Genomic DNA, 26,022 nt, shown 5'->3' with positions numbered 1-26,022 from the left:
CCTCCTGCCTCTACTGCGGGACGAACTGATCCTGTTCGGCCTTCTGATGGCGTTCTTCGTGACTGTCCTCTTCCCTCCAGCGCTTCACGACGCCTGGTGGACGGCGGCAGCCAACGCCCATGGCGAGCGGGGCGGCACCTGCGCGCTGATCGAGGTTCTTGGCCGTCATCCGCCCCACGCACACCTGATCAGCGGAGCTCCCGCATTTGAAAGGCTTGTCTTGGCAGACGTCGTTCTACCCGGGCTCCGCTTCCTACGTCCGGCGAACCGGCTGATCACACCGTCCTTGACACCGGACTCCACCCCGCAACTTCACAGCCTTGAGCTATAGACGGGCATCAGCGGGTGCGAGGCCCTGAAGTGCCTGGCCGTGCCATACCGCCGGTCCGTTCCCACCGTAGCCCTCGCAGGTGAACGCCTGCCAAGCTCTATGCACCAACTACCTGTGCCGATGGCTCCGCGAACGCGGCGCGGGCGGCGACGCCGGACCATCGAACGCACCACGGGCTGGCTCGCCTGCCGTCGCCGGCCGTGGGGGTTCGCCCTCCAGCAGGGCTTGCCCGAGCGGGGTCAGGCTGTGCAGCACCGCCGCCCCGATCCGGGTGGTGCACACCAGTCCCGCGTTCCGCAGGACGGTGGCGTGCTGGCTGGCCGCCGCCAGGGAGACCCCGATCCGCTCGGCCAGCGCGGTGGTCGTCGCCGGGTCCCGCAGGCCGGCGAGCACGGCCGCCCGAGTCCGCCCGATCAGCGGCCCCAGAGCGCCGGGCGGGGCGCCCGGCCGGTCCGACACGTGCATTGGGTGGATCAGCACCGTCGACTGTTGCGGGCGCCACATCACCAGCGGCCCCGTCGCGAACCAGGACGGTATGAGCAGCAGCCCGCGGCCGCACAGCGGGATGTCGTGCGTGGACCGTGATGGAAGGTGCAGGGTCGGCGGATCCCAGAGCCACAAGGGGCTGAGCGTGGTCAGGAGTGCGTCGACGCCCCCGCGCAACAGCATCTCGGCACGCAGGGCGCGATCGGCCAGGCCGTCGGTCCGGACCCGCGGCCACAGCGGAGCGATCGACGAGGCGTGATAGCGCCGCAGGTCGTGAGCGAAGGTCCGGCGGGCCGCGGCCGCGCCGGCAGCGAACTCGCGCGACCAGCGGCCGGACGAGCCGGAGGAGTCCTCGATCCGCAGGTCCGTGGCCAGCACGTCGGCGGGGGTGCGGCCGGCCAGATCGAGGGCGGCGCCGAAGTCCGCGGCAGACGGCTGCAGCAGAAAATCCGGCATGGAGCCGTCGCGCGGCACAAGGTCGAGCAGAACCCCGGCGCGCGCCGCCAGGCTTCCGTTCATCCGGCGCTGCCACCGGTCGACGGCGGGGCGGGCGCGGCCTCCGAAGGCAGTCCCAGTGCGCACGCCGCGCACGCTGAGAGCTGTCTCCCACAGGGCGTTGGGCCCCGGGGCGAGGGTGATCTGGCGCAGATCGGCGGCGTCGAAGTGTAAACGGATCACGCCGACGATTATCGGTCCGGTGGAGCCTTTCGCCCAGACATGAAAGGCCATGCGTCGGCGAAGTGCGCCCGACAGGCTCTCGAGGCGGCCCCGCGGCGTGGGGCTCGTCCACGTACACGTTCACGTACCCGGAGGTCGCGACGATGCCCGGAACCGCCCGTCTTGTACGCCTCGGCGCCTCGGCCCTGCTGGTCGGCCTCGCCGCCGTGCCCGCCCCGGCCGCCGCCCGCCAACTGCCCGATACCTACGTCGTGTCGCGGTCGCCGGGCGTCCTGCCCGAGGGCATCTCCATCAGCCGCGACGGCACGATGTACGTGTCCTCGGACGGCACCGGCACGCTGTACCGCGGGAACGTCCGCGATCCCCGACTGCGGCCCTTCCGCGTCGCGGGTATCGAGGACCGGCCGAGCACCCTGGGGGTGCACACCGACGTCACGGGGCGGGTCTTCTCGGTGGGCGGCGCCGAGTTGACCGTTCACGACCGCCATGGGCGGCTGCTGGCCTCGCGCAGCGCACAGGACGGTCCGCTCGGGGCGTCCGATCTCAACGACCTGGTGATCACCAGGGACGCCGTCTACGTCACGGACTGGGCCAACCCCGTCGTCCATCGCGCCGAGATCCACGGTGGGGTCCTGGGGCCGCTCCTGCCCTGGCTCGACATCCGTTCCGCCTTCCCGCAGTTCCCGGCACAGTACTGGCTGCTCAACGGCATCGTGGCGGACGAGGAGGGCACGACCCTGCTCGTGGCCTCCAACGGGACCGAGGCCGTGTGGCGGGTGGACGTCGCCACGCGGGAGACCGCGCTCCTGGACCTCGGCGGGGAGTCCTTCGGCGCGGACGGCATGCTGCTGCGCGGCCGCACGCTGTACGCCGTACTCAACTACGGCGCCCCGAGCGGCGTCTACATCGCCGAGCTGGACAAGGGCCTGCGCGCCGGGTCAGTGACCCACAGGATCACCGGCGAACCCTTCGACCTTCCCACGACACTGGCCCGCCACGGCTGCCGGCTGTACGTGGTCAACAGCCAGAACGACGAGCCCCCGGGAAAGCCTCCGTACACCGTGAGCGCGATCCACGACCCGATCTGCGAACGCTCCGAGAACCGCTGACACCAGGGGATGGCGAAGTGCAGGAGGACTACGCGTAGGAGATGCCCTACAGGGGGGATTACCGGCCCGGCTTTGATCACGTCCGGCGGCAGCGTTTGTCGGCGGGTGCCGGCCGCGCTCGACGACCGAGGATGCGCGACTTCCGAAAGTCAGCCGAGAGTCCGCCCGACGTAGCCGCGTCGCCGGAGGCTGGGCGGGGGTGAGGGTCAGTGGTCGCCGGCGTGTCCGCGTAATCGGGCGCAGCAGTGGTGCCGGAGCCGTCGGCGAACGCCGTGCGCGAGGCGTTGGCTCGGGCGATGTCGACGTCGTCGTCGCATCCGTTGCTGCCAGCCGCGCGGAGCGCGGTCGGGGCGGGCAAGGTGGAGCAGGATGCGCTCAGCCGCTGCCCGGCTGCTCACGGCCCGGCCGTACCGCGGAGCGGCGCACCCTGAGTTGGTGCGCGCGACGCTCCTGCGGATCACGATCTTCCCCTGCTGTTCCTGTCGAACGGTGGATGCCCGAGATGCTATTGCATACAGTATTCAAACTAGCTAACGTCTACTCATGCGACCGACGAAGTCCCCAGACCTGGCCCTCCCGATGATCATGCGGTTGGCGGCAACTGGTGCGGAACTCACCACCGCACGGCGGTGCCGCGCATGACGCTCTATGGCGATGACGCGACAATGAGGCAGATTCTCACCGCTGCCGGAGACACCTGGGCCGTGGTGGGCCTGTCCGACAACCCCGAACGGGCCGCTTACCGCGTGGCCGAGAAGCTGCAGCGCATCGGCAAGAGGGTGGTGCCCGTGCACCCAAAGGCCGAGACGGTGCACGGTGAGCCGGGCTACTCTTCCCTTGCGGAGATCCCTTTCCCGGTGGATGTGGTGGACGTGTTCGTCAACTCCGCCCTCGCCGGAGGCATCGCCGACCAGGCAGTGGCAATCGGCGCCAAGGCGATCTGGTTCCAACTGGGCGTCATAGACGAGACCGCCTACGACAGGGCTCGTGAGGCCGGCCTGCTGATGGTGATGGACCGCTCCCCCGGTCGGGAGATACCCCGACTGGGGCTGGGCTGACGCTCCCGATCGTGTGAGTCCGCACATTGCACGCAGCGGCCGGCATCGAACAGGACCCGGGGAATTGCCTGGCCGTCGACATCCGGCGACGGCCCGTTCCCAGGGCTATGCGGACGGAGCCAGGGGCGGGCGCGGGTCACTGGATCGTCTGCGTGAGAGGGCGTCACCTCGCCGGTGCGCCCGGCGGGGAGCCCGGCTTCTTCTCATCGGCTCCGCGGTGCAGCGCGCGGTCCTGTGACGTGACCGCCGAAAGCGGCACGGCGATCTGTTCCAGCGACTTCTGCTCTGCGGCCACCGCGAAGAAGACGGCCACCAGGCCCGCGATCACCATCAGTGCCGCACCCACGCAGAACGCGATAGCGGCGTCCCTGACTACTCCGCTCTGCGTCAGGCCCGCGAAGAGCAGGGGGCCGGAGATACCGCCGGCCGCCGTCCCGATCGCGTAGAAGAAGGCGATCGCCATGGCTCGTGTCTCCATCGGGAAGATCTCACTGACCGTGAGGTAGGCCGAACTCGCACCCGCCGACGCGAAGAAGAGGACGACGCACCAGCACAGCGTCATCGTGACGGCGTCGAGCCGTCCGGCATCGAACAGCCAGGCAGTGACGAACAGCAGAACTCCGGAGAGGATGTAGGTCCCCGCGATCATCGGCCGACGGCCCCAGGTGTCGAAGAGATGGCCCAGGAACAGGGGGCCCAGGAAGTTGCAGAACGCGATGGCGGCGAAGAAGTAGCCGGTCGTTCCGGTGGAGACGTCGAAGAACGTGACCAGGATCGAGCCGAAGCCGAAGGTGATCGCGTTGTAGAGGAACGCCTGTCCGACGAAGAGCGCGAAGCCGAGCGTCGCGCGCTTGGGATAGTCGCGGAAGACGGTCTTCCCGATCTCGATGAAGCCGATGCTCCGTCGCTGTTCGACAGTGATCTCGCTCTCCGCCTCGGGGAGCGGGCGGCCGGTCTCCTCCTCTACCTCCCTTTCCACCTCGTCGACGAGCTTCTCCGCACCCTCGGACTGACCGTGGATGAACATCCACCGCGGGCTTTCCGGCACATGACGGCGTACCAGAAGGATGACCAGTCCCAGAACGACGCCGAGGGCGAACGTCAGCCGCCAGCCGACATCCTTGGGGAAGATGTCGGTATCGAGTGCGAGGACCGACAGGAGAGCACCACCCATCGCACCCAGCCAGTAACTGCCGTTGATGATCAGGTCGACGCGGCCCCGGAACCTGCTCGGGATCAGCTCGTCGATAGCGGAGTTGATGGCTGCGTACTCGCCGCCGATACCGAACCCGGTCAGGAACCGGAAGAGGAAGAACCACCAGACAGAGAAGGAGATGGCGGTGAGCGCGGTCGCCGCGAGGTAGACGGTGAGAGTGATCAGGAAGAGCTTCTTACGGCCGTGACGGTCCGTGAGCCAGCCGAAGAAGAGAGCGCCGGAGCAGGCGCCCGCCACGTAGAGCGCTGCCGCGACGCCCGTGACCTGAGCGCTGCTGATCGGCAGGCCGCTGCCGGCTTCGGAGAGCCGGCCGGCGATGTTCCCGACGACGGTAACTTCCAGGCCGTCGAGGATCCAGACAGTTCCCAGGCCGATCACGATCATCCAGTGCCATCGCGACCACGGCAGGCGGTCCAGTCTCGCGGGGACCTTTGTCGTGACTGTTCCGGTGGCTGCTTCTCCGCCTCGGCTCATGGGACTCTGCCTCCTGTCGGGCGGCCTGCGTCGCCGCCCTTGGCGCCGAGGCCGGGTACCCCGGGTCCAAACGGATAAACAGCACCATGAAGCGATGCCCTGCTGGGGAGGCGCGCCGGTCAGCGTGGAGAGGAGTACACCCGGCCAGGTCCTGTCCGGAGAGGGCTCCGGAGGCCACATGCCGCACAGCCATAGCCGCGCTCAGGAACAGGAACGACAGCCGGCGTGCTGAGCGCGGCGAGCGGGTCCGAGTGGCCCTCCCTGCGCACCAGGGCCTCGACCAGTTCCTCCCGCGCGATCACCTGTCGGTCCAGCTCAATCTCCGCGGCTGCCTCCAGCACCTCAGCCGACTCCGTGGCTTCTTCCCGCAGACCCTCCACACGAATCCGGTCAGCCGCCTCCAGCTCCTCCGCTGTTCCCGGCACCGACGCCATCGCGCACCCCTCGACCCCGAAGCAGACACAAAGTCGCCGCATCCCTCCCTCACCTCAGTGAAACCATGCCTGACCAGCAAAAACCAACCGTTTCCATTCAATTGAGAGACGGTTTCCCAAGCCCCGCACCGCGTTTGCGAGCCGCTCCGACCGGGTCGATGCTGAAAGCGAGGCATGCCCGCCGACCATGTGGACCGAGCGCAGGGCTGCAGAGCTTGCGGCGATGGCTGCCTGAGCAGGGAGCGGGTGTGTTCCAAATGAGGCTTGTCGTCGATCTCAACCGGTGCCAAGGATTCGCGCAGTGCGTCTTCCTCGCCCCGGACGTCTTCGCTCTGCACGGCGACGAAGCGCTGCTGTTCTCCCCTCGCTTCGACGAGGCACAACGTGACCGGGTGGAGAAGGCTGCTGCCGCCTGCCCGGTCCAGGCCATCCTTGTCGACTACTCCGACGAGCCGACGAAGCGGGTGGGTCCCCATGTCGGCTGACACGGACGTCGAGGTTTTGCGGCGCCAGGGCCGCATTGTCGTCGTCGGTGCCTCGCTGGCAGGTCTGCGCGCCGCGGAGACCTTGCGCGACAAGGGGTTCACCGGATCGCTGACCATGATCGGCGAAGAGCCGTACGAACCCTACGACCGGCCACCGCTGTCCAAGCAGGCGCTGCTCGGGCGGGCGCGGCCCGAGGACACCGCGCTGCCGCGGCGGCGCGACATCGACGCCGAATGGCGGCTGGGCGTCGCTGCCGAGGGCCTGGACCGGGACGCCAAGCTGGTGCGCCTGGCGAACGGTGACACCGTCCCCTACGACCGCCTGCTGATCACCACCGGCACCAGAGCGCGGCCCTGGTTCCATCCGGATGAGGCCGCGCTCGACGGGGTTTTCGTGCTGCGTACCCGCGACGACTCCGCACGCTTGCAGCGGAAGCTGGCCGGGGGCGTGTCCCGGGTGCTGGTGATCGGCGCCGGTTTCACGGGCTCCGAGGTCGCGTCGGCCTGCCGGGAGCTGGGCCTTGAGGTCACAGTCGCCGAGCGCGGCCCGGCACCGCTGGTAGGCGCACTCGGCGGGGTGATCGGCGCGGTCGCGGACCGGCTGCAGCGCAAGCACGGAGTCGACCTGCGCTGCGGGATCAGCGTCACCGCCCTCGAGGGCGACGATGTGGGGCGACTCAGGCGCGCCCATCTGTCCGACGGTTCAGCGATCGACGTGCAGGTGGCGGTGGTCTCGCTCGGCGCCGTCCGCAACACGGAATGGCTCGTCGGATCGGGGGTGGCCGCGGGCCCCCGCGGGATCGCGTGCGACGCCGGGTGCCGGGTGTTCGACGTCAACGGCATCGTCACCGACGACATCTACGCCGCCGGTGATGTCGCACGCAGCCCCCACCCCCTGTTCGATTACCAGTTCCTGGCGCTGGAGCACTGGGGCAACGCGGTCGAACAGGCCGAGATCGCCGCCCACAACATGGTCTGTGCAGGTCCCGAGCGCCGTCCTCACCTGTGGTTGCCGATGTTCTGGTCCTCCCAGTTCGGTGTCAACATCAAGTCGGTGGGTGTTCCCTCGCTGGGCGACCAGCTGGTCGTCGCCCAGGGGACGCTCGCCGAGGAGCGGTTCGTCGCGGTGTACGGGTACCACGACCGCGTCATCGCCGCGGTGTCCTTCGACGGAGCCAAGTGGCTGGGGTTCTACGAGCAGCAGATCGCGGCCGGCGCGCCGTTCCCGCCGGAGTACCGCCTGGTCGACCGCCGAAACGAAACGCTGCAGCCGCTCGACCCGGGCTTCCCCGACCCCCATCTGCCCACCCACGGGCCCACCGTCACGCTGACGGGTCACTCACCGAGCGAGCGGCGAGTCGAGTTCGTTCCGTCGCATGCCTGATCACCGGCCTTGTGCCGCCCGCAGCCCCGAGGAGACGCCATGACGCCCGGCACCATCTCCGCGCAGATCACCGACTACGCCAATCGCGCCGATCCGTACCCGCTCTACGCGGAGCTCCGCAAGACACCGGTGCTGCGGGAGGACGACGGCACCTACCTGGTCAGCACCTACTACGAGGTGCGGAGCCTGGCCAACGACCCCCGGCTGAGCAACGACACGGGCAACCGTGCACCCGGCTACGCCCGCGTCGGGCATCCGGCGGAGGAGACCGGCCTGCCGCCCAGCTTCATATTCACCGACCCGCCCGTGCACGACCGGCTGCGCGACACCATCAACCGGCCGTTCGGTCCCCCGCACAGCCCCAGATTCCTCGACGGCCTGCGCGGAGACCTGGCCCAGGTCGTCAGCGAGCTGCTCGACGCCTTCGAAGGCAAGGACCAGGTCGACATCGTCGAGGACTTCTCCTACCCCCTTCCCGTCACCGCCATCTGCAAGGTCCTGGGAGTACCGCGCGAGGACGAACCGCTCTTCCACGGCTGGGCCGACGCCCTGGCGTCCGGACTCGATCCCCAAGCCGCCGCCGACGGCAACGGCCAGCAGAAGTCACAGCAGGCGCGCCAGGACATGGGCGCCTATCTGGCCGATCTGATCGAGACCAAGCGCCGCCACCCCGGACCCGGGATGCTCAGCGCGCTCGCCCCCGACATGACACCGGCAGACCTGGAGGCCACCGCGGTACTGCTCCTGGTCGCCGGTCACGAGACCACCGTCAACGCGATCACCAATACGACCCTCACCCTGCTGCGCCACCCCGACATCCTTGAGCGGTTCCAGAAGGATCCGGACCTGGCCGTCCCGCTCATCGAGGAAGTGCTGCGGTACGAGCCACCGGTCCAGTTCGTCCCGTGGACCACCGCCCTGGCCGACATCGACGTCGCCGGCACCACGATCCCCAAGGGCTCGCCCGTCTGGCTCATGCTGGCCGCGGCCAACCGCGACCCCAAACGCTTCAAGGACCCCGACCGGTTCGATCCCGACCGCAAGGACAACGAGCACCTGGGTTTCTACACCGGCATCCACTACTGCTTCGGCGCCCCTCTCGCCCGCATAGAACTACACGTGGCTGTGCCCGAACTGTTCCGCCGGGTCAAGTTCTCCCGGCTGATCGAGGACCCGCCGCCGTACCGTGCCAACGCAGTGCTGCGCGGCCCCCGCCACCTTCCCGTTGCGATCGAAGGCCTCACAGCCTGAGTGCGGTGAGCGGCGCGAGCCGCCTTGACCAGGCAGGGAAGTCGTACCGCGCCGGCGGCGTAGCGGTACGCCACGGGAAGCCCAGGTCGGCACAGAACGTGGCCGTGCATCACTCGCCGCGCGCGGGATCGAAATCAGGTAGGCGAACCGGCTTGTCCAGCCGCCCGTATCCGCACTGACGTGGACACCCTGCGCCGTGCCCGACCACACGCCGTGCTCGTCCAGACCGAGCCGGGTATCAGACCTCAGTAGCCGCCGGGACCGCGCCGGGCCCGGGCCCGGTCGCGGAACCATGCAGCTGCCCCCACCAGCACCGCCGCCCCCAGCCCGTACAGGGGCAGCCACAGAGTCGTCGTGGCCGCCAGGCACTCGGCAACGGCATTGCGGGCCTGGGCCTCCTGCGCGAATGCCAGGGCGGCACCGTCACTGCCGGCCAGGTTCCCGAGAGCGGCCTTCACCTGGAGGGCCTCGTACCTGCCCATCAGGCCGCACTCGCTGCGTGTGCCCGGCATCGGGAACAGCCAGGCCCGGCGCTGCAGCAGGGGTGCGAGTGCGATCGCCACGCACAAGCCGACGACCAACGCATACGCGACCAGGCCGCGGATGTACGCCGAGCGGATGTCCGGCGTCCACTCCGCCCGTCGCTGGAAGGCGAGCATCACGGCAAGGAGCGTCACCCCGATGAACGTGGCGAACCACTGCCACGAGCCCTGGGCGAGCGCGAACGTCAGCACCGCGGCAAGTCCGATGCCGACGACCCCGGGAGCGGGAATGTCATCGCCTGCTGCGACCGATACCCGCCTCGGGGTCACTCGGGGGCTGGGATCACTCACGGACCTCTCCTGCACGGGGAGGCATCAGCATCCGCCGCAAGGCGCCGCGGCCCTGGGCACCATGCCGTACGGGCCCGGCGCCTCGCCCGGATGGCCCGCCCCTGGTCGGCCGCGCCGACCGCCGGCCAGGGGCGCGCCTGGGGCCTTCTCTTCCGGATCATGCCAGGCACGCGCTGCCCGGCACCGCGCCTTGCTTGTCGGAGCGTCCGACAACGTCCAGTCACCGGGCACCTCTCCGCCCCGCCGCGGACCGGCGCCGCCACCGCAGCCTGTCACAGCGTCGCGGTGGTCTCCTCCCCCGAGGCGCTGCCCGCGAGCCACTGGTCCCATCCCAGGTTGAAGGCGGCGTAGCCGTTGTCGGCCGGCGCCTTGGCACGCGGCGAACCGGTGATGGTGACGGGGTCGCCCTGCTTCACCTGGCCGTAGAACCACTTGGCGTCCGAGAGGGACAGGTGGACGCAGCCGTGCGAGCCGCGGGCACTGCCGCTGCCCGGATTCGGGTCGCCGGTCGAGTAGTGCACATATGTGCCGGACTGGGTGAGGTGGACGTCCCAGGGCAGCGTCAGGTCGTAGTAGTTGGGGCTGCCCTTGTCGCAGCTGATACCGACACTGCAGGAGGTCATGTGGACCTTCTCCTGTTTGTCGATGACGGCCATCGTGCCGTTCCACGTCGGATACTGGGCGCTGCCCGCATTGATCGACAAGGTGCGCACGACCTCGCCGTTCCGCGTCACCTTCATGGTGTGGCCGGTCACCGAGACATCCGCGCGTACGTCGTCACCGATCTTGAAGGTGTGCGTGTAGCCGTGCACGCCGTAGCGTCCGTTGCCGTTGCTGACGCCCTTCATGTCGGCGTCGATCTTCACCGTCGTACCGGAGGGCCAGTACGTCTTCGGCCGCCAGTCGGCGCGCCTGTCGCCGAACCAGTGCCAGGCCCCGGACACCGGCTGCGAGGCGCTCACCTTCATGTGCTTCTCCACCGTGGCCCGTGCCTTGGCCGCCACCGGGTTCGTGAAGATCACCGAGATCGGCATGACCACACCGACCGTGGTTCCCGTCTGTGGAGTGATCGTCTCCAGCAGCATCGGCGGACCCGCGGGCTTCGTCTGTGACGGCGAGACACTCGCGCTCGGCCTGCTCGACGCCTTTGCGTCGTCCCTGCTCGCCTTGTGACTGCCGCCCCCGCCGCAGGCACTCGCGCCCACCAGCATCACGCCCGTGACGAGTGCGATCCCTATGTCGCCCTTGCGCCGTCCCACGACCTGCCCCGCTCTCTCGCTCCACGGCCCTGACGGGCCCGACTCACTGTCAGACAGCGACGAGTGTGCCGCAGTTGCGTGCGTGACGTAAAACCTGTCCCAAGTCTCGTTGCACACCCCGCCCCCACGAGAGGCACCGTCTTGGTAACGGGCGTGCTGTGGTGCCGCAGACGGGAGCGGACGTGCCGCAGCCACCGAGCTTCGGAGGTGAACCCCGGCATGGCCTGCACCATCGCCAGGGCCGGCGGTCCGGCATCGCCGAGCTGCGGCGATATGCCCACTTTCGCCCACCACGGGCTGCACTGCGGCGAGTCCTTCAGCACGTCGTCGGTCTTCACGTGGAGAGCGGTCGCGAGGGTGTCCAGGCCGTTCATCACGAGATCACTTCGAACGCCCTCGTATCATCTGCGTGGCCGAACAGGGGAACCCGATCACGTTCCGGCGCCGGAGGCGACACTCGGATTGACCGTGTCGAAGTAGACCCAGTCCGCGCCCGGGTCGAAGTAGAACATCCCGGAATACGTCTCGCCCGTCACCTGACGGTCGAACGACTCGCTCCGGACCCACCTGGCCTTCTTGGGCATGAACTGCACGAGCGTAGACGGCAGTTGGTCAGGCTTCGCGGACCGAAAGCCTCGCCGCGTTGCCCCCACGATGGAGGCGACGGCACCGGCTCGCAGCCGGGCGAAGCCCACCACACGAACATCAGTGGGGCCGGGAACCCTCGAATCGGGGGTACCCAGCACGACGCCAAGCCAATGTGCGCCGGAGAGCGGGCCGAGCGCGACGAACCGACGTTCGAGCGGTTCGGAGTCCGTACGGACTCCGTTGCCGTCTGCGCTTTTCGCAGTCGACGTACACGCCACGAGTACCGTCGCCAAGCCCAGCGCGAGCGCGCCCCGACGTCCCGGACCCGCCAAGCCGACCATGGACCGATCTCCCCCGCAGACCCCGTACCCCACGCCCGGATCCTAGCGGTCCACGCAGAGCCGCTACCCCTTGGAATAGATCATCCAGGGCAACCGGGCCCGGCCTGAGCGCCGTTGGGCGGTGCTTACCTGGGGGCGGGGCGACCGAGCGGCCAGTAGGAGGAGGTGGCGGGACCGGGGTGCCAGGGTCTGGTCAGCGGATGACGTCGAGAACATTCTTCTGCAGGCCGTTGGGGTAGACCTCGTGTTCGACCAGCGTCAACTTCTGCGTGTCCTTGTCCGTGGTGCTGAACAACCGCTTGCCCGCGCCGAGCAGCAGCGGATAGACGAGCAGGTGATAGCGGTCGATCAGGCCTGCGTCCGAGAGGCCGTGGTTCAGGGAGGCGCTGCCGTGGACGATGATCGGGCCGCCCTCGGTCTCCTTCAGGGCGGCGACCTCGTCGAGTGAGCGCAGGATCGTGGTCTCGCCCCAGTTCGAGACCAGGTCGTCTTCGGTGAGGGTGGTGGAGACGACGTACTTCGGCATCGCCTTGTAGTCGGCGAACTCCTCCATCTCCGGCCACACCGGGCTGAACGCCTCATAGCTGATCCGGCCCATCAGGATCGCGGTGGCCTCGTTCTGTTCCCGCCTCTTGATCTCGAATGCATCGGGGACGAACTCGACGTCCTTGAAGGTCCATCCGGAGTTGCGGTAACCGGGCTCACCGCCCGGGGCCTCCACGACGCCGTCGAGCGAGATGAACGCGGTGCTGATCAGGGTACGCATGAGTCTTCCTTACCTTCTCGTTTTGTCGATCTTCGATTGCTTGCGGTTGTTCCGTCGCTGTCGGGACCTGCACTCCCGCCGAACAGGCAGCCCGGTCGCCGGGTCCGGGCGTGCGGATGTCAGGCGAGGAGTCCGGTCAGCCACCGCTGCCAGGCGGCCTCGGCCCGCTCCGTGTCCGCTCCGAACAGGTGATGGAACATCAGCGCCACGCCGGAGCCATGGTGGAAGGTGTAGATCCCGTCGGCGGATCGGACCTCGGTGCGCTCCTCGTCCGCCCAGACCACCTCGCCGTCCAGCCGCGCCAGACCGGCCGGCTCGGCGTGCGCCCGCGCACCCACGGCGACCGGGGCCGACAGTGACAGCCCACGGACAAATGCCGCCTGAACCTGCTGCGTCGACTTCCCGCCCGAGGGTGCCACGGCGAAGACGGGGACCCCGGCACGTCCCGGGAAGTGCGCCAGGTACTCGCGGAGCGTGTGGAGGTGGAACGGCCAGCCGCGACGGAGGGCGTCGTACTCGTCCTGCCAGTCGTCGCCGAGCAGGCCGCTGTGGACGACGCGGAGCACGGTGCTGCCGCGGTCCCGTCCCTCGATCAGGTACTCGAAGGCCATGAACCGGCCGTCCTCGCCGGTGGATGTGCGGGTCGCGAAACGCTTGCCGGGCTCATAGGCGGTGATCAGCGCCTCTTCCCGGTGGCCCCCGGTGTCCATGGCGGCGACGCCGCCCTCGCGTGGTTCCACTTCGTTGCGGCCCATGAACCAGGAGTCGATACCCGGCCCGGTGGCGATCGCCTCCCAGACCTGTTCCGGGTTCGCCGGCAGGGTGGTCTCCAGCTCAATTTCGAACGGGTGCGTCATCGTCGGTCTCCCTGTCCTGCTTCGGATTCGGTCTCGTGCGTTCCCCCGGCCTCCTGCCGCGGGCCGGCCGTGCTCCCTGGCGCGCCGGGCTGCGGCGCGGGGGTCTGGTGGAGCGCGACGATCACGCGGTGGGTCCGGCCCCCCGGGGCGGACTCGTCGTGGTAGCGGCCGACAAGGGCCCCCACCACCTGGGCCAACTCGTCGGCGAAGGCCATCCGGTCGGCCGCGGAGGCGAACCGCACCTCGGCGTCGATGCCGAAGCTCGCGACCCTCCGCTTGGCCTGGGCGGCGCCGGTCAGCAGCGTCCCGAGCTCCTGCACCAGCCGGGCCCCCAGCGCCAGCAGCCAGCGGGCGGAGAGCTGGTCGGGAGATCGTGAGGGGTCCGGGCTGACGGCGGCCAGAGCGCTGGGTGAGATCACGTAGGAGGCGGCCGTCGCGCGGTACACCCGCTCGGTGACGTTGCCCTTGCGGCGTTCCTCGGCGAGTTCGACCAGCCCGTGCCGCTCCAGCTCCTTCAGGTGGTAATTGACCTTCTGCCGGGGCAGCCCCAGGCGGACGGCCAGCATGGCGGCAGAGCCGGGCTCGGCCAGGGCGGCGAGGATCCGGGACCGTATCGGGTCCAGGGACGCCTCGGCCGCAGCAGGTTCTTCGATCACAGCGACGTCCAGCACCACTCCAGAATCCAACCGACAAAAAATTTTGTCAAGACAGAATTTGCTGTCGGTGTGTCGTGGGAGGGGCACGGCCTTCCGGCGCCCGTTGCCTACCGAGACCGGATCGCATCGCCGAGCCGGCCGATCCCGTCCGGCCTCATCGGCGAAGTCGCCGCCGGCCACACGGCGATCGTCATGCACTTCGCCCAGGACACGCAGGCCGTCGTGCAGCGCTGAGCCGGCCCCTCGCCGTTGTGACCACCCCGGACCGGTCTCCGGCATACGTACCTGGTGGAAGTCGTGATCCGGCCTTGGACGAGTCCCAGGACGTGGTGGCCAAGTGGCTGGAGTACGCAGTCTCACTGAACCGCACCGAAGCCTGATCCCGCGCACGCGGATACGGCACAAGCTCTAGTGTCGATGCATGATTGGCCGCCTGGAAAAGACAGTGCTCGACTGCCCTGATCCGCGTGCGCTCGCAGCCTTCTACGCAGACCTCCTGGGCATGCGGGTCGACGAGGACTCGGAGAACTGGGTCGTGATCGGTGCCGCGCCCGGCTCGCGACAACTCGCGTTCCAGCGCAGCGAACACTGGACGCCCCGGCCTGGCCGGATCCGCAGCACCCACAACAGATGCATCTGGACATCCGTGTTGACGATGCGGACGCTGCGGAGCGCGCGGTTCTGGCACTCGGAGCCAGACGTCTCCCAGGCGAGTGGGAAGGACGTTACCGGGTCTTCGCGGATCCGGTGGGTCACCCATTCTGCCTGGTGTTCGGGCGCCACGGGGCTGCCCGCACCGATGCCGACGACAGGCCCTCGGCCCAGGGCCGCCGTCGAGGGATAGAACTGTCGGAGCATCCACGATCCGAGGACGGCGGGGGCGGGCCGGCCCGAGGTTCACAAGCTTCTCAGGATGGCGACGAACTCCTGAGCATCGATGTCGTCGCCGGTGAGGTCGCGTTCGATCGCATCCGCCGGAGGGGCTACGTCGCCAGGGGTGTGCGCAGGGCGAGGATGGCCATGTCGTCGTGGCCGTCGCTGGGGTGGTGGTCGACGAGGGCCTTGCAGAGTTCGTTCAGGGACAGGTCGCCAAGGGTGGCCGCGGTTCGGGCCAGGGCGTCGAGGCTGGTGTCGATGGGGTGCTGGGGGTGCTCGATCAGTCCGTCGGTGAAGAAGACCACGGTGGAGCCGGCGGAGAGGGGGTGGGTGTGGTCAGCGCGGGGTTGGTCGGCGTCCACTCCGAGGGGGATCCCGGGATCGGCATACAGGTACTTCGGCCGCCCACCGGGGGTGATGAGCAGGGGCGGGAGGTGGCCTGTGGCCTGCGGTGCTCCAGCGCAGGGTCCAGGCGGAGCCTTCGGGTTCGATGCGGGCCAGGCAGGCGGTGGTGAAGGGGTTGTTGGTGATGGCGTGGAGAGTGCGGTCAAGCTGCGTGAGGACTGCGCTGGGAGCGGTTCGGGACGGCGGATCAGGGTCCCGAGCAGACCCCGACCGCGTGGAAGCTCGACACCGCCGAGGTTCGCCAGTTCCTGCTCGCTCAGCCCCACGGGGATGAAGTGCGCCAGGCCGGTGCCCTGCTCGTCGAGGACACCCAGCGCACCGTATCGGGCCTGGACCAGGTCCATGGCAGCCGTGACGATCCGCTCCAGCACCACTGGCAGCTCCAACTCCCGACTGACTGCCATGACCGCGTCCAGCAGCGCCTGCAACCGGTCCTTGGTCCGGGCCAGCCCCCGGAGCTGCGCTGAGATCTGGTCGAGTTGGTGGTCCAGGAAGTCATGCAGGTCAGCGACGTTCGAAGGTTGCGGTTGATCACGTTCCATGGGCTCTCCCGATGCCGCCGCACAAGCCGTCCTACCTGGCGGGCGTGCACTACTCGCGCTCACCCACCGGCATGGGGATCCCCACACAGGTCACACCGCTCGGGCTGAGCCGTCCCGGGCCGCCGACATTCGGCTCACTGTCGGTCATCCCTCCTGTCTATCGCCCCGAGCCGGCCACCGCCCCCCGACGCTCCGGGTTCGGAAACAGCTTCCTGTGCAGCACGGCACGCGTCAGGTCGTTCATGGCGTCGTTGATGACGGCACTGTGCCCTCGCTGGTGTCTGAGACGACTGCCATCGTCCGGTGCCGGGTGCCGACCATCCCGATCGTGGTGACCTGCCGACCGAGGTGTGGGGCCGCCTTACGCATCACCATCCGGAGCAGCTCCATCCCGCCCGGCCCGACGGCCTCCTCCACGCGGGCGGTGATGGTCGACGGGGCCGGCGGGCATGGCAGGAAAAGCAGGAGGTGGTGCGGGGTGAAGTCGAAGGGGCCGAGGTGTGCGGCCCCTCTGCGGCGGCCGGCAGACCTGAGCGGTCCCGCTCGGTCATCGACTCCGGCCCGCGCCGGGCAAAGGCCGGGTGCGGCGGCCCTTCCTCTGGCCGATATCGCCCCCTGTGCCGTGGCGAGGCCGGCCCACTACAAGATCCCGCCCCGCCTGCGGCTCATGGATACCTTCCCGGCAACCGTCAGCGGCATGGCCGTCGGGTTCCGGGGAGCGGCGGCGCGGGACCTTGCGGCCGGGTGAGGAACCGGATCAGCGGATTTCGGTGACCCGCTGTTCCCTGAGCGCTGCACAGTTGGAGTTTTCCACCGACACGTACACGTTGGCGATGTTGCCGCCCCAACTCACGCAGTGGGCCTTGCCGTAGACGTAGGCCGGCCCCGCGTACGACGTGTACTTCCCGGAGTCCCCGGCCCACGCGTCGGTGTCGGGGACGTAGATGTACGTGGACATGTCCTTGGCCGCGCCCGGGTTGGCACGGATGGTCGCGACGCAGTTCTTGCCGTTCGAGGAGTTGTACGTCAGATAGACGGTGCCCAGCGAGCCGACCGGCACCGAGTTCACGGTCTTGTAGGCAGCGCCGCAGACGCCCTGCGGTGTGACGTTGGGTGCGGCGGAGGCGGTCGTGCCGACCACGGCCGTGGCACCCACCACCAGTGTGGTTAACGCCCCGACAGCCATGACATTACGCATGCTTCGCATATTTCCCCCTTGTGTCTCTGAGAGCGGTTTACTCCCACTTGATGTGACTCCCGAGCGGCAAGGATGGTTGTGCCGGTCGCCCACAGAGATGTCGGGTGATCCCAGCGGCCCGCAGCCCTTGGTACGCGTGGACGAGAAACGCACCGATCCGATCCGGACGAGTGACGCCTCCGCGGCGCACGGTGCTACGAGCCCACGCCGCCGCCCATCGTTCTCGCGGCTTGACAGACGGCATGGGGAAGGTGTCACTCACACTGGGGGTGATCGGTTTCTCCTGCGAGGGCGTGATCAGCAAGGCCCCGTCAGATCGGCGGGCCCTCTGGGATGACATCCGGGACGCGGACTGGGGTGACGCGGCGAGCCGCCACGGCGGTGGCCGGCAACGCGCCGATGATGATCGGGCGATCGGCCGGTCGCAGTCCGGGCAGGTGCATGTCGCAGCCGGGGCGAACGGGTCACGCCCTCCCGCATACCGGCGCGGAACGACTCCGGTGTGACGGGCCAACAGATCCCTGCTCGGCGGAGTCGGCCGGTCGCCCACTGTCCGTCGACCAACTTGTCTCCATATGCTCCTCACTGGCCAGCTCGTCCGTCCTAGGAGGTGTCGTGCCGCGCAGCACGATGTTTTGCTACACCTGCGACTCCGACGAACCACATCGCCTGCTCACCGCCCTGGAGAAGTCCTGGCTCAAGGAGCGCACAAGCCGGAGGAACGTCGAAGGGTTCTTCATGTGCAAGGCGCCCAACTGCCGGAATGTGCGCTCCGGATTCAACAAGCGCCCCTTCGACCCAGTCATCCGTGTACCCCTGCCCGACTGACCGGCCGAGCGCAGCGGCGACGTCGGCGCCCTGGACGACCACCTGCCGCCGCAGGTGGCTGCGATGGCGCACAGGGCGGCCGTTGGTTCAACAGCAGCCCGGCCGCGCTCTGCGAGCCGATCGCGTTCCTCACCGGCATGGCCGCGTGCGCATGTTCGTCGAGGTGACGCCGTGCTGGGCCGGAGCGGTGGCGCGGTCGGAGAGGTCGAGGTGGGGGTTGTTCAGGCCGTCGGTCAGCAGCCCGCGCGGACGGCGCGGAGCCTCGTTCACCGGCCAGGGCGACAGCGCCGGGGACAAGAGGGCAGCCGTGTCCGATGCAGGTGTCGGCACCCGCAGCACATGCACATGCCTTGTCGGCACACGATGCCACCCCAGCCGAAGCCACCCCGACGTACAGCGTGCCACCGCCCTGTGTGAGTGGTGGCACGCCGGATCAGAAGCATCAGTGGCGGGGCCGGGTCAGCGGCGGTAGCCCCAGGAGTGAGTGTCCACGGTGCGGCCGTGGTCGTCGCGCAGGGTGGCCCTGTCGGCGTAGTTGCTCCAGATGTAGTCCCGGCTGTCCTGGTAGACGTCCCGGCGGGTGTCATTGCCGCGCCCGGTGTGGACACGGACCGTGGCACGGCCCGCCAGGCGCAGGTCGTCGAAGCGGTACAGGTTGCCCGCCCGGTCCCAGAGTGTCCATCCGCGAAGGTTGACCGCGCGGCGGCCGGTGTTGGTGACCTCGACCCACTCCCTGTTCAGGGACCGGTTCGACCAGTCGTCGCGACCGGGGCTGTCGTACTGGATGTCACCGAGGACAACGTCGGGGTACGACTGGTGGCGGCCGTGCCCGCGGCCGTGGTGGCTGTCGGCGGAAGCCGGCACCGACACCACGGCCACGACCGAACCGGCAGCCAGAGCGGTAGCGGCAATACGGCGGACGGTACGAAAAGCAGACATTGACGTCCCCTCAAGTGAAGGCGCCCAGGACCCGGTCAAGGGCCATGCTGCGCGGTGCGGGTCCCGGCCCCTCAGGCCGAGAACCCACACCCTGCGGCAACTCCCCCACCGTGGAGAGCGACACCGGTTCGTGTTACTTAATGCGGACATTTCCGTAACGCGCGGATGCATGGATCACACACCGCGCCCGGACGTGCTCCTGACACCGACTGCCGGATGCACGCACCGCCCCGCAGCCGGGAGCAAGCCATTTCCAACTCCCCCGCACACCTTGCCGTACCGCCCCATGAGCCACCCATCCGGCAGCACACCTCTCGGTAACAGCCACAACCCTGCGTGATTCAGACACACATTTCATTCCCAAGCACCCGATCGACGTGACCGGGTTGCAGAGGCCCCGGCCAGGCACGCCACCAGCCGTGCCGACGGGCGGTCAGGGGGTGCGGCAATCGCGAGCGGGAACGGCGCGGCTTCCGAGGCAGACGCGGGCATGTGAGGTCAGCGGCGAAGCGGCCCGCAGCCCTGCCGCGACACCGTACGGCTGCGGGATCGCCCCAGGTTCATCGGGTCTGGTCAGTCGGCCGGATCGGGATCTCGTTGACGGCGACGCGTTCGGGCTGGGTGACTGCATAGACCACTGCGGCAGCGATGTCCTCCGGCTGGAGGGTTCGCATCGACTCGGCCATGCTCTTGGCCGCGGCCTGGATGGCCGGGTCCGTGATGTGACTGGTGAGCTCGGTCGCGACGAATCCAGGCTCGATGACGACGACGCGCACACCCTGAGCGGTGACCTCCTGCCGCAGCGCCTCGGAGAAGGCGTTGATGCCGAACTTCGTGGCCGCGTACACGCCGCTCGTGGCCGATGCCGCCCGCCCCGAGGTCGAGGAGACCTGCACCACCGAGCCCTTGCTCTCAAGCAGGTGGGGCAGAGCTGCGTGGACCATGTACATCGATCCGAGCAGGTTGGTCTCGACCATACGAGTCCACTCGGTGGTGTCCGCGCCGAGGATCGGGCTGCTGAGCATGACGCCCGCATTGTTCACGAGGACGTCGAGGGCTCCGAAGTGCGCAACGGTTGCCTCGACCGCGTCATTCACCGACTGGCGGTCGGTGACGTCCAGTTCGAGAAGGAGCATCTCGCCGGGGGCGTCCTCCGTGACGGCCTTCAGCCGATCGGCCCGCCGAGCTCCGACCGCGACCCTTTGGGCACTTGCGCCGGACGCCCCCACCAGCCGAATCCCCGGAGTCGCGACCCGCGCCACCGCCCGCTACGACAACGGCTCCCCGGACCCCAAGAGCTGTCCCGCGTCCCAGGCGGCCGCGCGACGACAGCTACGGCTTTGCGATCTTTCGCGTCGGAGGTCAGCCCCCGGCCGGCCATGATCGAGCTCTCGGGACCGGGCGGCATGAAGTGCACCGCGCGCCAGTCGTCGCTGACGGCCTTGTCGAGATCCAGACGAATCCCAGTTGCTTCCCGAGCGACTCGCCCATCGTCGAAGTTGGGGACGTAAGGCATTAGCTCACAACGAGCGACCTTCTACGAAGAGGGTCGCAGCGAGCAGTTCGACGACGAACCTGTCCAAGACGCCGAAACGGGTATCGTCACCGGGCCGGACGGCAAAGGGAGACGCCGCTCCTCGCCCGTGCCCCGGCGCCGGCACACCGCCCCGGCGCGGCCGCACGCGCGCCGGGAAACATCGGACACTGACGCGGCATCGAGGCACGGGTCACCGGGCGAACGGCCGGCCGAAGCGCACCGGCGAGCGGAGGCGCCGCGCCCACGGCGGCAGCGCGCGCACGCGGCGACGAGCACAACTCGGCAAGTGGACTGCCTGCCAGTCCGCGGTCACCGTGTTCACCCCCGCCGGCCAGCTCGGCGCCCCCGTCGCTCCGCCGCCGGTCATCGCCGCCCGCGAGGCGACGGGACGGAACGCGACGTGACAGGACGTGACGGGACGCGACATGTCGGGACGGCGGCACCGAGACTGTCGCCCCACCGGGCGATGTGGGCACGTCGCGCCGGTCCGATCCTCGCGACGGGCGGGAAGCTCCGGTGTCTCCACCACTTCTTCGACCCCGCGCACGCCGGGGGCGACCGGTGGAAGCGGTGCCCCGGCCGGGCGGAACACCACCGTCGCCCAAGCGGCAGCGCCGCGGCGCCGACCTCGCCGCAGCCACTGCGGGCTCCGCTCCGCACCCGGGGAGGGACGGCTCGCCTCACGGGAAGAGAATTGCCACCGTATTGGTTTCAAAGGTAACCATGAATGGTTTAGCCTGCCTACGAGGGAGGAGGCCTACACGATGCCCGCGCGCACCACCAAAGCCAGCCCGCTGGCCCAGCCGCCGGCGGTGGACGTCATCCTGCAATTCGTCAACACCCACACCTCGGGCCCCCGCCAGCTGCAGGAGCGCTTTTCCAACGCCCAAAACATGCAGGCATGGCTGCTGGAGAACGGCCTGAGCACGCCGGCCACCCACGTCACGGAGGCGGACGCGGCCGGCGCACGCGAGTTGCGCGACGCCTTGATCACCGTGCTGCTCGCTCATTCCGGCGACAAGGACATCACGCCCGAGGTCCTCGCCGAGACCGAGGAGTACCTGCGCAGCATCGCCGCCCGGTATCCGCTGGTGACGGTCGTCACCGCCTCGGGGGCGTCCTTGGCGACCGCGCAGACCGGCGTTCCCGGGCTGTTCGGCACCGTCCTGGCCGGCATCACCGAGCTCGCTCAAGCGGGCGTGTGGAACAGGCTGCGGGCATGTCGCCACCAGCCGTGCCACTTCTGCTTCTTCGACCGGACGCGGAACAGCTCTGCCGCCTACTGCGGCACGAAGTGCGGCTCCCAGGCGTCCATGCGGGCCTACCGGCAGCGGAAGAAGGAGCTGGCTGCCGACGCGGACCTGACCTGACGGGTAGGGTGCGCCTCCTGCCCCTGAGCGCGTGGCACGCCGTCGTCGTGCAGGCGACACCGACCGATCCGCTGGTGGCGACAGGAACGGTGACGCTCAGCAGGCTGTCGGACGTGACGGTCGGGGTTGCGTTGTTGCCTGCGAAGGCGACGAACGATGCGGTTGCGAGACCGGTGCACGCTCCTTGTCCGTTGACTCGGATGCGGAGCCGGACTTGGCCCGCAGTTCCGTGGGAGTTCGCCACGTCAGCTCCATGTGAAGCAAGTTATGCAAAGCGTGGACAGGCTGTCCGGTCGACTGGTCACTTCCAATGCGGGAATGGGCGTCTCCCGTAGGAAAGGCACACCATGCAGGGTGGTCAATCGATTTCCGGCCGACGCGAACGTGCATGATCTGTCGCGCACGCGCAAGATGACCGCCGGCCCACCGAGCGGGTGCCGCATGGTCTTCCACCCACCGCTCGGACCAGGAGATGCCGGAGGCCCAGGTGGTCATCGCTCCGTCGCCTTCTTCGTCGTGGCAGTCAGGTAGGCGGCCGTGTCCTGGACGTGGCGATCTCAACACCATCTCGCCCCTACCGTCTGGTGGGCTCTTGGCGGGCGAGTTGCTGCTTCGGCCTGTGCCGAGCGCGGATGCCGGCCGCGGCAAGTACCGCCATCGTGACGGTGGCCGTTGTGGCGGCAGCGAAGCCGCCGGGCGCACCGGATGCGTCAACCGCCCAGCCGGAGATTGCCGCTGCACCGGCCGCGCCCGCCGCACTGGCGGAATTCAGCCAGGTGAACGCCTGGGTCAGGACGGCCCGGTGGACGGCAGATTCGGCCAGCACCGAGAAGAGCACCAAGATGGGCGGGACTGCCGCCCCGGTCAACACGATCACGAACCCGAGCCCGAGCGGTGAGCCCGCCGCGAACAGCAGCAGGCTGCCAAGAGCCAGCCCGGCCGCGGCCGCTGCCAGTTGCACTCGCGGCTCCGCGCGCCACCGGCGCAGCCCGTACAGCCAGCCGGCCAGCAGGCCGCTGCAGTTCGACACAGCGAACAGCGGAGCGGCTGCGTCGGGCGTGCCGTGTTCCACCGCGAAGGCTGTCACCGATACCTGCATGGCGCCGAAATACACCCCGATAGCGAGGTTATGGCCGACCAAAGCCGCAAATCCGGGCCGCAGCAGTGAGCCGCGCGCTCGAATGCGCTCGGCGAAGGAGGACACCGGCGGCGGTGCGGTGCGGTGCTGCGCGGCAAAGGCCAGTCCGCCGACCACTACCAGCACGGCGGCCAGTATCGTGCCCAGTGCCGGATGTCCGCCCGCTCCGACAGTGCTGACCAGGGCTGGGCCGACCAGGTAACCCAGCGCGTTGCTGAGCGACTCCAGCGCGAACGCGGTGGGAAGCCTCGCGGTCCGGTCGCCGCGCAGCAGTGCCGACCAGCGGGCCGCGGACAGCGCACCGAGCTGTGGGATGGTCGCGCCGACCAGCACCCCACCTGCTGTCATCAGCCAGCTCGGGCTGCCGCCGGCCACCAGCGTCAGCAGAGTGGCTACCGACGCGGCGTGGGCGACCAACGCGGGTGGCAGCACCCGGGTCTGGCCGAAGCGATCGATCAGCCGGGCGAGTTGCGGCCCCGCCAGGGCCTCGGCGACGGCGAAGCCGCCGGTCACCAGGCCGGCGTCGGCATAGGAATCGTTCTGTCCGTGCACCAGCCAGACGACGCCGAGGCTGGTCATCGCGATGCCGACGCGGCCGACGGCGGCGGTCAGAAAGAAGGCTGCGGCTCCGGGGGTGCGCAGCAGGGTGCGGTAGGTCGCCGACGGCACGGCGCGTCCCTTTCGCTGCCCGGCGGGGCGGACCACACGGGGTCGTCGGTGTCCGGAATTCACCGACCCGTGGTCGTCGCCTGGAACCGTCCAGTGCTGGCGTGGAGCGGGGACACGCACCCCACGCCGACTCCGTCACCGGGCAGAAGTCTCACCAATGGTCTCGGCTGGTCTCAGCCGATCGAATGGAGTGACTGTAGGCGCCCCGAGCCGGCCCGTCCAGACGAGACGGCGTATGTCCGGCCGGAACAGCCTTGGCAGCCGGACCCGAGCGATCTGCCCGTCGCCACCCGCCTGTTCAACCCGCACGGCGATCGGCATCTCGGATTCGACAACGTCGCATTCCACTACCCAGGTGCGGTACTAAGTCCGGTGTGAACGATCAGAATCAGCCCGCGACCGTTCGCGTGTTCATCGCCCTCGCCCCGCCCGACCACGCGAAAGAAGAACTAGCCCGGGAGCTGCGCCCCGCCTATGACACCCACCCTCACATGCGGTGGAACCGTATTGAAGACTGGCACATCACCCTGGCGTTCCTCGGGGAGCTACCGGCCGGGACGGTGCCGCTCCTGCGACCGCCTCTCGCCGACCTCGCAGCGGACCGCGGACCACTTTGCCTGGCGCTACGCGGCAGTGGAACCTTCGACGACCGGGTGCTGTGGAGCGGAATCGACGGAGACCTCGATGGGCTGCACATGCTCGCCGCCGATGTCCGTACCGCCGTCAAGGACTGCGGGGTCTCCTTCGAGGATCGGCCCCTGCGCCCCCATCTGACGTTGGCCCGCGCCCGCCGGGGAGATCGGTCCTCGGCAGGAGAAATCGCCGAAGGGTTCGCCGGGTTCAACGGACGCCGATGGCCCGCCGAACGTCTGCACCTGGTCGGCAGCAACGTCGGCCGGAGCCGCGGACCGATCCACTACCGCGACATCGAGGCTTGGTCCCTAACTTGATCTTTAACCTTGGGGTCCGAACGACGGTTCGTTGGGCAACGAGAACTCCACCGGATCTTGAACGAGCCGCCGGCGACCTGGGGAAACGTGAATCACCGCGGGGCTCCGATCGGGACGCGCGCACCAGACGCTGGGCGTTCACAGCACCGTGGCGGCGCGGGGCCGGCAGGCGGTCGATGACGCGGACGGGGCGGCGCACGCCGACGCGGTGTCGGAGTACGTCGCCCTCGGAGTGGGACGGGCTGCGGGCCAGGGCCCGCAAACTGCCGGCCGGTCCTTTTCCCGCTACTCCGGGTCGCGGTTGTACAGCGACTTGGACCAGACGTAGCCGAGCACGGCCAGCCCCAGGCACCAGACGACGGCCAGCCACCCGTTGTGGCCGATCTCGCTGCCGAGCAGCAGGCCGCGCAGGGTCTCGATGGCCGGGGTGAAGGGCTGGTACTCGGCGATCGGCTGGAACCAGCCGGGCATCGCGTCGACCGGGACGAAGGCGCTGGAGAGGAGCGGCAGGACCATCAGCGGCAACGCGTTGTTGCTGGCGGCCTCGGCGTTCGGGCTGGACAGGCCCATCCCTACCGCGATCCAGGTGAGCGCCAGGGCGACGAGCGTCAACAGCCCCAGCGCCAAGATCCACTCCAGGGGGGTGGCATCCGTGGATCTGAAGCCGATGGCCACCGCGACGGCCCCGACGAGGACCACGCTCATCATGCACTGCAGCACGCTGCCGACGACGTGGCCGATCAGCACCGCCCCCCGGTGGATCGCCAACATGCGGAAGCGGGCGATGATGCCCTCGGTCATGTCGTTGGAGACGGACACCGCGCTGCCGATCGTGGTGCCGCCGATGGTCAGCAGCAGGATGCCCGGGACGATGTAGGCGAGGTACTCGGACCGATCCGCCCCGCCGTCCCCGATGCCGGCGCTCATCACGTCGCCGAAGATGTAGACGAAGAGCAGCAGCAGCATGACCGGGGTGAGCAGCAGGTTCAGGGTCAGCGACGGATAGCGCCGCGCGTGCAGCAGATTCCGCCGGAGCATCGTGGACGAGTCGCGGACGGCGAGGGAGAGGGAGCTCATCGGACAGACTCCTTGGTCTGGCTGGGCAAGCTGGACTGGCCGGGCTGCGGGCCGGTGCCGCCGGTCAGGGCGAAGAACACGTCGTCGAGGTCGGGGGTGTGGACGGTCAGCTCGTCGGCCTCGATGGCGGCCGAATCGAGCCAGTCGAGGATGGAGCGCAGTTCGCGCTGGCTGCCGCCGCTGGGGATCTGCAGTGCCAGCGCCTCGTCGTCCCGGGTGGCCTCGCGCAGTGCGACCGCGGCGGATCGGTAGGCGGCCGGGTCGGTGAAGCGGAGTCGTACGTGGCC

The 26,022-nt window shown here is 69.1% G+C and carries 25 protein-coding genes and 3 pseudogenes; 10 read left to right on the top strand and 18 right to left on the bottom strand.

Annotated features, from left to right (window positions below):
• Window positions 1–10: 10 nt before the first annotated feature.
• Window positions 11–169: a hypothetical protein gene (locus ACFYP5_RS35980; RefSeq protein ID WP_389043684.1), complete on the bottom strand. Its 159-nt coding sequence runs from the start codon at window positions 167–169 to the stop codon at window positions 11–13.
• Between the two features lie 270 nt (window positions 170–439).
• The gene (locus ACFYP5_RS35975; RefSeq protein WP_389043681.1) at window positions 440–1,495 is read right to left on the bottom strand and encodes an ArsR/SmtB family transcription factor; all 1,056 of its coding nucleotides are present in this window, start codon (window positions 1,493–1,495) and stop codon (window positions 440–442) included.
• Between the two features lie 143 nt (window positions 1,496–1,638).
• Between ACFYP5_RS35975 and ACFYP5_RS35970 the strand changes: the two genes are divergently transcribed.
• Both ACFYP5_RS35970 and ACFYP5_RS35965 read left to right on the top strand, forming a co-directional pair.
• Window positions 1,639–2,604 (top strand): hypothetical protein, encoded by a 966-nt coding sequence (locus ACFYP5_RS35970; protein WP_389043678.1) that lies wholly within the window; start codon window positions 1,639–1,641, stop codon window positions 2,602–2,604.
• Window positions 2,605–3,242: 638 nt separating this feature from the next.
• Complete coding sequence (locus ACFYP5_RS35965) at window positions 3,243–3,662, top strand: CoA-binding protein (protein WP_389043677.1); 420 nt, start codon at window positions 3,243–3,245, stop codon at window positions 3,660–3,662.
• Between the two features lie 163 nt (window positions 3,663–3,825).
• On the opposite strand, the gene ACFYP5_RS35960 is transcribed toward ACFYP5_RS35965, so the two are convergent.
• Window positions 3,826–5,352 (bottom strand): MFS transporter, encoded by a 1,527-nt coding sequence (locus ACFYP5_RS35960; protein WP_389043674.1) that lies wholly within the window; start codon window positions 5,350–5,352, stop codon window positions 3,826–3,828.
• 691 nt (window positions 5,353–6,043) lie between these two features.
• Between ACFYP5_RS35960 and ACFYP5_RS35955 the strand changes: the two genes are divergently transcribed.
• The 3 genes from ACFYP5_RS35955 to ACFYP5_RS35945 are packed head-to-tail and all read left to right on the top strand — an operon-like array spanning window position 6,044 to window position 8,906.
• Entirely contained in the window at window positions 6,044–6,271 is a 228-nt protein-coding gene (locus ACFYP5_RS35955) for a ferredoxin (RefSeq protein ID WP_389043672.1), read from the top strand.
• A complete protein-coding gene (locus ACFYP5_RS35950; RefSeq protein ID WP_389043669.1) occupies window positions 6,261–7,655 on the top strand; it encodes an NAD(P)/FAD-dependent oxidoreductase in 1,395 nt (464 codons plus the stop codon). The genes ACFYP5_RS35955 and ACFYP5_RS35950 overlap by 11 nt, the downstream gene beginning before the upstream one ends.
• Window positions 7,656–7,694: 39 nt before the next feature.
• Entirely contained in the window at window positions 7,695–8,906 is a 1,212-nt protein-coding gene (locus ACFYP5_RS35945; RefSeq protein WP_389043667.1) for a cytochrome P450, read from the top strand.
• 245 nt (window positions 8,907–9,151) lie between these two features.
• On the opposite strand, the gene ACFYP5_RS35940 is transcribed toward ACFYP5_RS35945, so the two are convergent.
• From ACFYP5_RS35940 to ACFYP5_RS35915, 6 genes are all read right to left on the bottom strand, one after another.
• Window positions 9,152–9,739, bottom strand: a complete 588-nt coding sequence (locus ACFYP5_RS35940; protein WP_389043665.1) for a hypothetical protein — start codon at window positions 9,737–9,739, stop codon at window positions 9,152–9,154.
• A 272-nt stretch (window positions 9,740–10,011) separates the two neighbouring features.
• Complete coding sequence (locus ACFYP5_RS35935) at window positions 10,012–10,950, bottom strand: Ig-like domain-containing protein (protein ID WP_389043821.1); 939 nt, start codon at window positions 10,948–10,950, stop codon at window positions 10,012–10,014.
• 479 nt (window positions 10,951–11,429) lie between these two features.
• On the bottom strand, window positions 11,430–11,927 hold the full coding sequence (locus ACFYP5_RS35930) for a hypothetical protein (protein WP_389043663.1): 498 nt from the start codon (window positions 11,925–11,927) through the stop codon (window positions 11,430–11,432).
• Window positions 11,928–12,120: 193 nt separating this feature from the next.
• Window positions 12,121–12,693, bottom strand: coding sequence for a dihydrofolate reductase family protein (locus ACFYP5_RS35925; protein WP_389043660.1), 573 nt, complete (start codon window positions 12,691–12,693; stop codon window positions 12,121–12,123).
• Window positions 12,694–12,812: 119 nt separating this feature from the next.
• Window positions 12,813–13,550, bottom strand: coding sequence for an SRPBCC domain-containing protein (locus tag ACFYP5_RS35920; protein WP_389043658.1), 738 nt, complete (start codon window positions 13,548–13,550; stop codon window positions 12,813–12,815).
• The gene (locus ACFYP5_RS35915; RefSeq protein ID WP_389043656.1) at window positions 13,547–14,221 is read right to left on the bottom strand and encodes an ArsR/SmtB family transcription factor; all 675 of its coding nucleotides are present in this window, start codon (window positions 14,219–14,221) and stop codon (window positions 13,547–13,549) included. Before ACFYP5_RS35915 ends, ACFYP5_RS35920 begins: the two co-directional genes overlap by 4 nt.
• Window positions 14,222–14,275: 54 nt before the next feature.
• On the opposite strand from ACFYP5_RS35915, the gene ACFYP5_RS35910 reads away from it, so the two are divergent.
• Window positions 14,276–14,440 (top strand): hypothetical protein, encoded by a 165-nt coding sequence (locus ACFYP5_RS35910; RefSeq protein ID WP_389043654.1) that lies wholly within the window; start codon window positions 14,276–14,278, stop codon window positions 14,438–14,440.
• A 187-nt stretch (window positions 14,441–14,627) separates the two neighbouring features.
• A pseudogene (locus ACFYP5_RS35905) lies at window positions 14,628–14,977 on the top strand (VOC family protein); the annotation flags it as partial.
• 212 nt (window positions 14,978–15,189) lie between these two features.
• Here ACFYP5_RS35905 and ACFYP5_RS35900 read toward each other — a convergent pair.
• The 3 genes and pseudogenes from ACFYP5_RS35900 to ACFYP5_RS35890 all read right to left on the bottom strand — a co-directional run bounded on the left by ACFYP5_RS35900 (window position 15,190) and on the right by ACFYP5_RS35890 (window position 17,236).
• A complete protein-coding gene (locus tag ACFYP5_RS35900) occupies window positions 15,190–15,633 on the bottom strand; it encodes a PP2C family protein-serine/threonine phosphatase (protein ID WP_389043818.1) in 444 nt (147 codons plus the stop codon).
• Window positions 15,608–15,811 (bottom strand): annotated as a pseudogene (locus tag ACFYP5_RS35895) (hypothetical protein); the annotation flags it as partial. The pseudogene ACFYP5_RS35895 and the gene ACFYP5_RS35900, both read right to left, overlap by 26 nt.
• Before the next feature lie 975 nt (window positions 15,812–16,786).
• Window positions 16,787–17,236 (bottom strand): spore-associated protein, encoded by a 450-nt coding sequence (locus ACFYP5_RS35890; protein ID WP_389043651.1) that lies wholly within the window; start codon window positions 17,234–17,236, stop codon window positions 16,787–16,789.
• A 621-nt stretch (window positions 17,237–17,857) separates the two neighbouring features.
• Between ACFYP5_RS35890 and ACFYP5_RS35885 the strand changes: the two genes are divergently transcribed.
• On the top strand, window positions 17,858–18,055 hold the full coding sequence (locus ACFYP5_RS35885; protein WP_389043816.1) for a hypothetical protein: 198 nt from the start codon (window positions 17,858–17,860) through the stop codon (window positions 18,053–18,055).
• Window positions 18,056–18,184: 129 nt separating this feature from the next.
• On the opposite strand, the gene ACFYP5_RS35880 is transcribed toward ACFYP5_RS35885, so the two are convergent.
• From ACFYP5_RS35880 to ACFYP5_RS35870, 3 genes are all read right to left on the bottom strand, one after another.
• On the bottom strand, window positions 18,185–18,415 hold the full coding sequence (locus ACFYP5_RS35880) for a hypothetical protein (protein WP_389043648.1): 231 nt from the start codon (window positions 18,413–18,415) through the stop codon (window positions 18,185–18,187).
• 99 nt (window positions 18,416–18,514) lie between these two features.
• Window positions 18,515–18,994: a lamin tail domain-containing protein gene (locus ACFYP5_RS35875; protein ID WP_389043647.1), complete on the bottom strand. Its 480-nt coding sequence runs from the start codon at window positions 18,992–18,994 to the stop codon at window positions 18,515–18,517.
• 560 nt (window positions 18,995–19,554) lie between these two features.
• Window positions 19,555–20,223 carry an SDR family NAD(P)-dependent oxidoreductase gene (locus tag ACFYP5_RS35870; RefSeq protein WP_389043645.1) on the bottom strand — a complete coding sequence of 223 codons (669 nt, stop codon included), beginning with the start codon at window positions 20,221–20,223 and terminating at the stop codon, window positions 19,555–19,557.
• Between the two features lie 1,072 nt (window positions 20,224–21,295).
• Here ACFYP5_RS35870 and ACFYP5_RS35865 point away from each other — a divergent pair.
• A complete protein-coding gene (locus ACFYP5_RS35865; protein ID WP_389043642.1) occupies window positions 21,296–21,901 on the top strand; it encodes a CGNR zinc finger domain-containing protein in 606 nt (201 codons plus the stop codon).
• A gap of 574 nt (window positions 21,902–22,475) precedes the next feature.
• Here ACFYP5_RS35865 and ACFYP5_RS35860 read toward each other — a convergent pair.
• A complete protein-coding gene (locus ACFYP5_RS35860; protein ID WP_389043640.1) occupies window positions 22,476–23,708 on the bottom strand; it encodes an MFS transporter in 1,233 nt (410 codons plus the stop codon).
• Between the two features lie 374 nt (window positions 23,709–24,082).
• Between ACFYP5_RS35860 and thpR the strand changes: the two genes are divergently transcribed.
• Window positions 24,083–24,658 carry an RNA 2',3'-cyclic phosphodiesterase gene (gene thpR, locus ACFYP5_RS35855; RefSeq protein ID WP_389043638.1) on the top strand — a complete coding sequence of 192 codons (576 nt, stop codon included), beginning with the start codon at window positions 24,083–24,085 and terminating at the stop codon, window positions 24,656–24,658.
• Between the two features lie 285 nt (window positions 24,659–24,943).
• Here thpR and ACFYP5_RS35850 read toward each other — a convergent pair whose 3' ends face one another.
• Both ACFYP5_RS35850 and ACFYP5_RS35845 read right to left on the bottom strand, forming a co-directional pair.
• Window positions 24,944–25,735, bottom strand: a complete 792-nt coding sequence (locus tag ACFYP5_RS35850) for an ABC transporter permease (protein ID WP_389043635.1) — start codon at window positions 25,733–25,735, stop codon at window positions 24,944–24,946.
• Window positions 25,732–26,022: pseudogene (locus tag ACFYP5_RS35845) on the bottom strand (ABC transporter); the annotation flags it as partial. The gene ACFYP5_RS35850 and the pseudogene ACFYP5_RS35845, both read right to left, overlap by 4 nt.

The sequence above is a fragment of the Streptomyces sp. NPDC005262 genome, from assembly GCF_042872425.1.
Taxonomy (GTDB): domain Bacteria; phylum Actinomycetota; class Actinomycetes; order Streptomycetales; family Streptomycetaceae; genus Streptomyces.
Note: the sequence above shows the minus strand (reverse complement) of the source record. Positions and strands in the feature narration are given on the sequence as shown.

Excerpts from the sequence above, each read along its gene's own strand:
- ACFYP5_RS35885 (WP_389043816.1), top strand. The coding sequence starts at position 17,858 with ATGTTTTGCTACACCTGCGACTCCGACGAACCACATCGCCTGCTCACC.
- ACFYP5_RS35865 (WP_389043642.1), top strand. The coding sequence starts at position 21,296 with ATGCCCGCGCGCACCACCAAAGCCAGCCCGCTGGCCCAGCCGCCGGCG.
- ACFYP5_RS35920 (WP_389043658.1), bottom strand. The coding sequence starts at position 13,550 with ATGACGCACCCGTTCGAAATTGAGCTGGAGACCACCCTGCCGGCGAAC.
- ACFYP5_RS35945 (WP_389043667.1), top strand. The coding sequence starts at position 7,695 with ATGACGCCCGGCACCATCTCCGCGCAGATCACCGACTACGCCAATCGC.
- ACFYP5_RS35980 (WP_389043684.1), bottom strand. The coding sequence starts at position 169 with ATGACGGCCAAGAACCTCGATCAGCGCGCAGGTGCCGCCCCGCTCGCC.
- ACFYP5_RS35950 (WP_389043669.1), top strand. The coding sequence starts at position 6,261 with ATGTCGGCTGACACGGACGTCGAGGTTTTGCGGCGCCAGGGCCGCATT.
- ACFYP5_RS35935 (WP_389043821.1), bottom strand. The coding sequence starts at position 10,950 with ATGCTGGTGGGCGCGAGTGCCTGCGGCGGGGGCGGCAGTCACAAGGCG.
- ACFYP5_RS35930 (WP_389043663.1), bottom strand. The coding sequence starts at position 11,927 with ATGGTCGGCTTGGCGGGTCCGGGACGTCGGGGCGCGCTCGCGCTGGGC.
- ACFYP5_RS35970 (WP_389043678.1), top strand. The coding sequence starts at position 1,639 with ATGCCCGGAACCGCCCGTCTTGTACGCCTCGGCGCCTCGGCCCTGCTG.
- ACFYP5_RS35925 (WP_389043660.1), bottom strand. The coding sequence starts at position 12,693 with ATGCGTACCCTGATCAGCACCGCGTTCATCTCGCTCGACGGCGTCGTG.
- ACFYP5_RS35960 (WP_389043674.1), bottom strand. The coding sequence starts at position 5,352 with ATGAGCCGAGGCGGAGAAGCAGCCACCGGAACAGTCACGACAAAGGTC.
- ACFYP5_RS35955 (WP_389043672.1), top strand. The coding sequence starts at position 6,044 with ATGAGGCTTGTCGTCGATCTCAACCGGTGCCAAGGATTCGCGCAGTGC.
- ACFYP5_RS35965 (WP_389043677.1), top strand. The coding sequence starts at position 3,243 with ATGACGCTCTATGGCGATGACGCGACAATGAGGCAGATTCTCACCGCT.
- ACFYP5_RS35890 (WP_389043651.1), bottom strand. The coding sequence starts at position 17,236 with ATGCGAAGCATGCGTAATGTCATGGCTGTCGGGGCGTTAACCACACTG.
- ACFYP5_RS35875 (WP_389043647.1), bottom strand. The coding sequence starts at position 18,994 with ATGTCTGCTTTTCGTACCGTCCGCCGTATTGCCGCTACCGCTCTGGCT.
- ACFYP5_RS35850 (WP_389043635.1), bottom strand. The coding sequence starts at position 25,735 with ATGAGCTCCCTCTCCCTCGCCGTCCGCGACTCGTCCACGATGCTCCGG.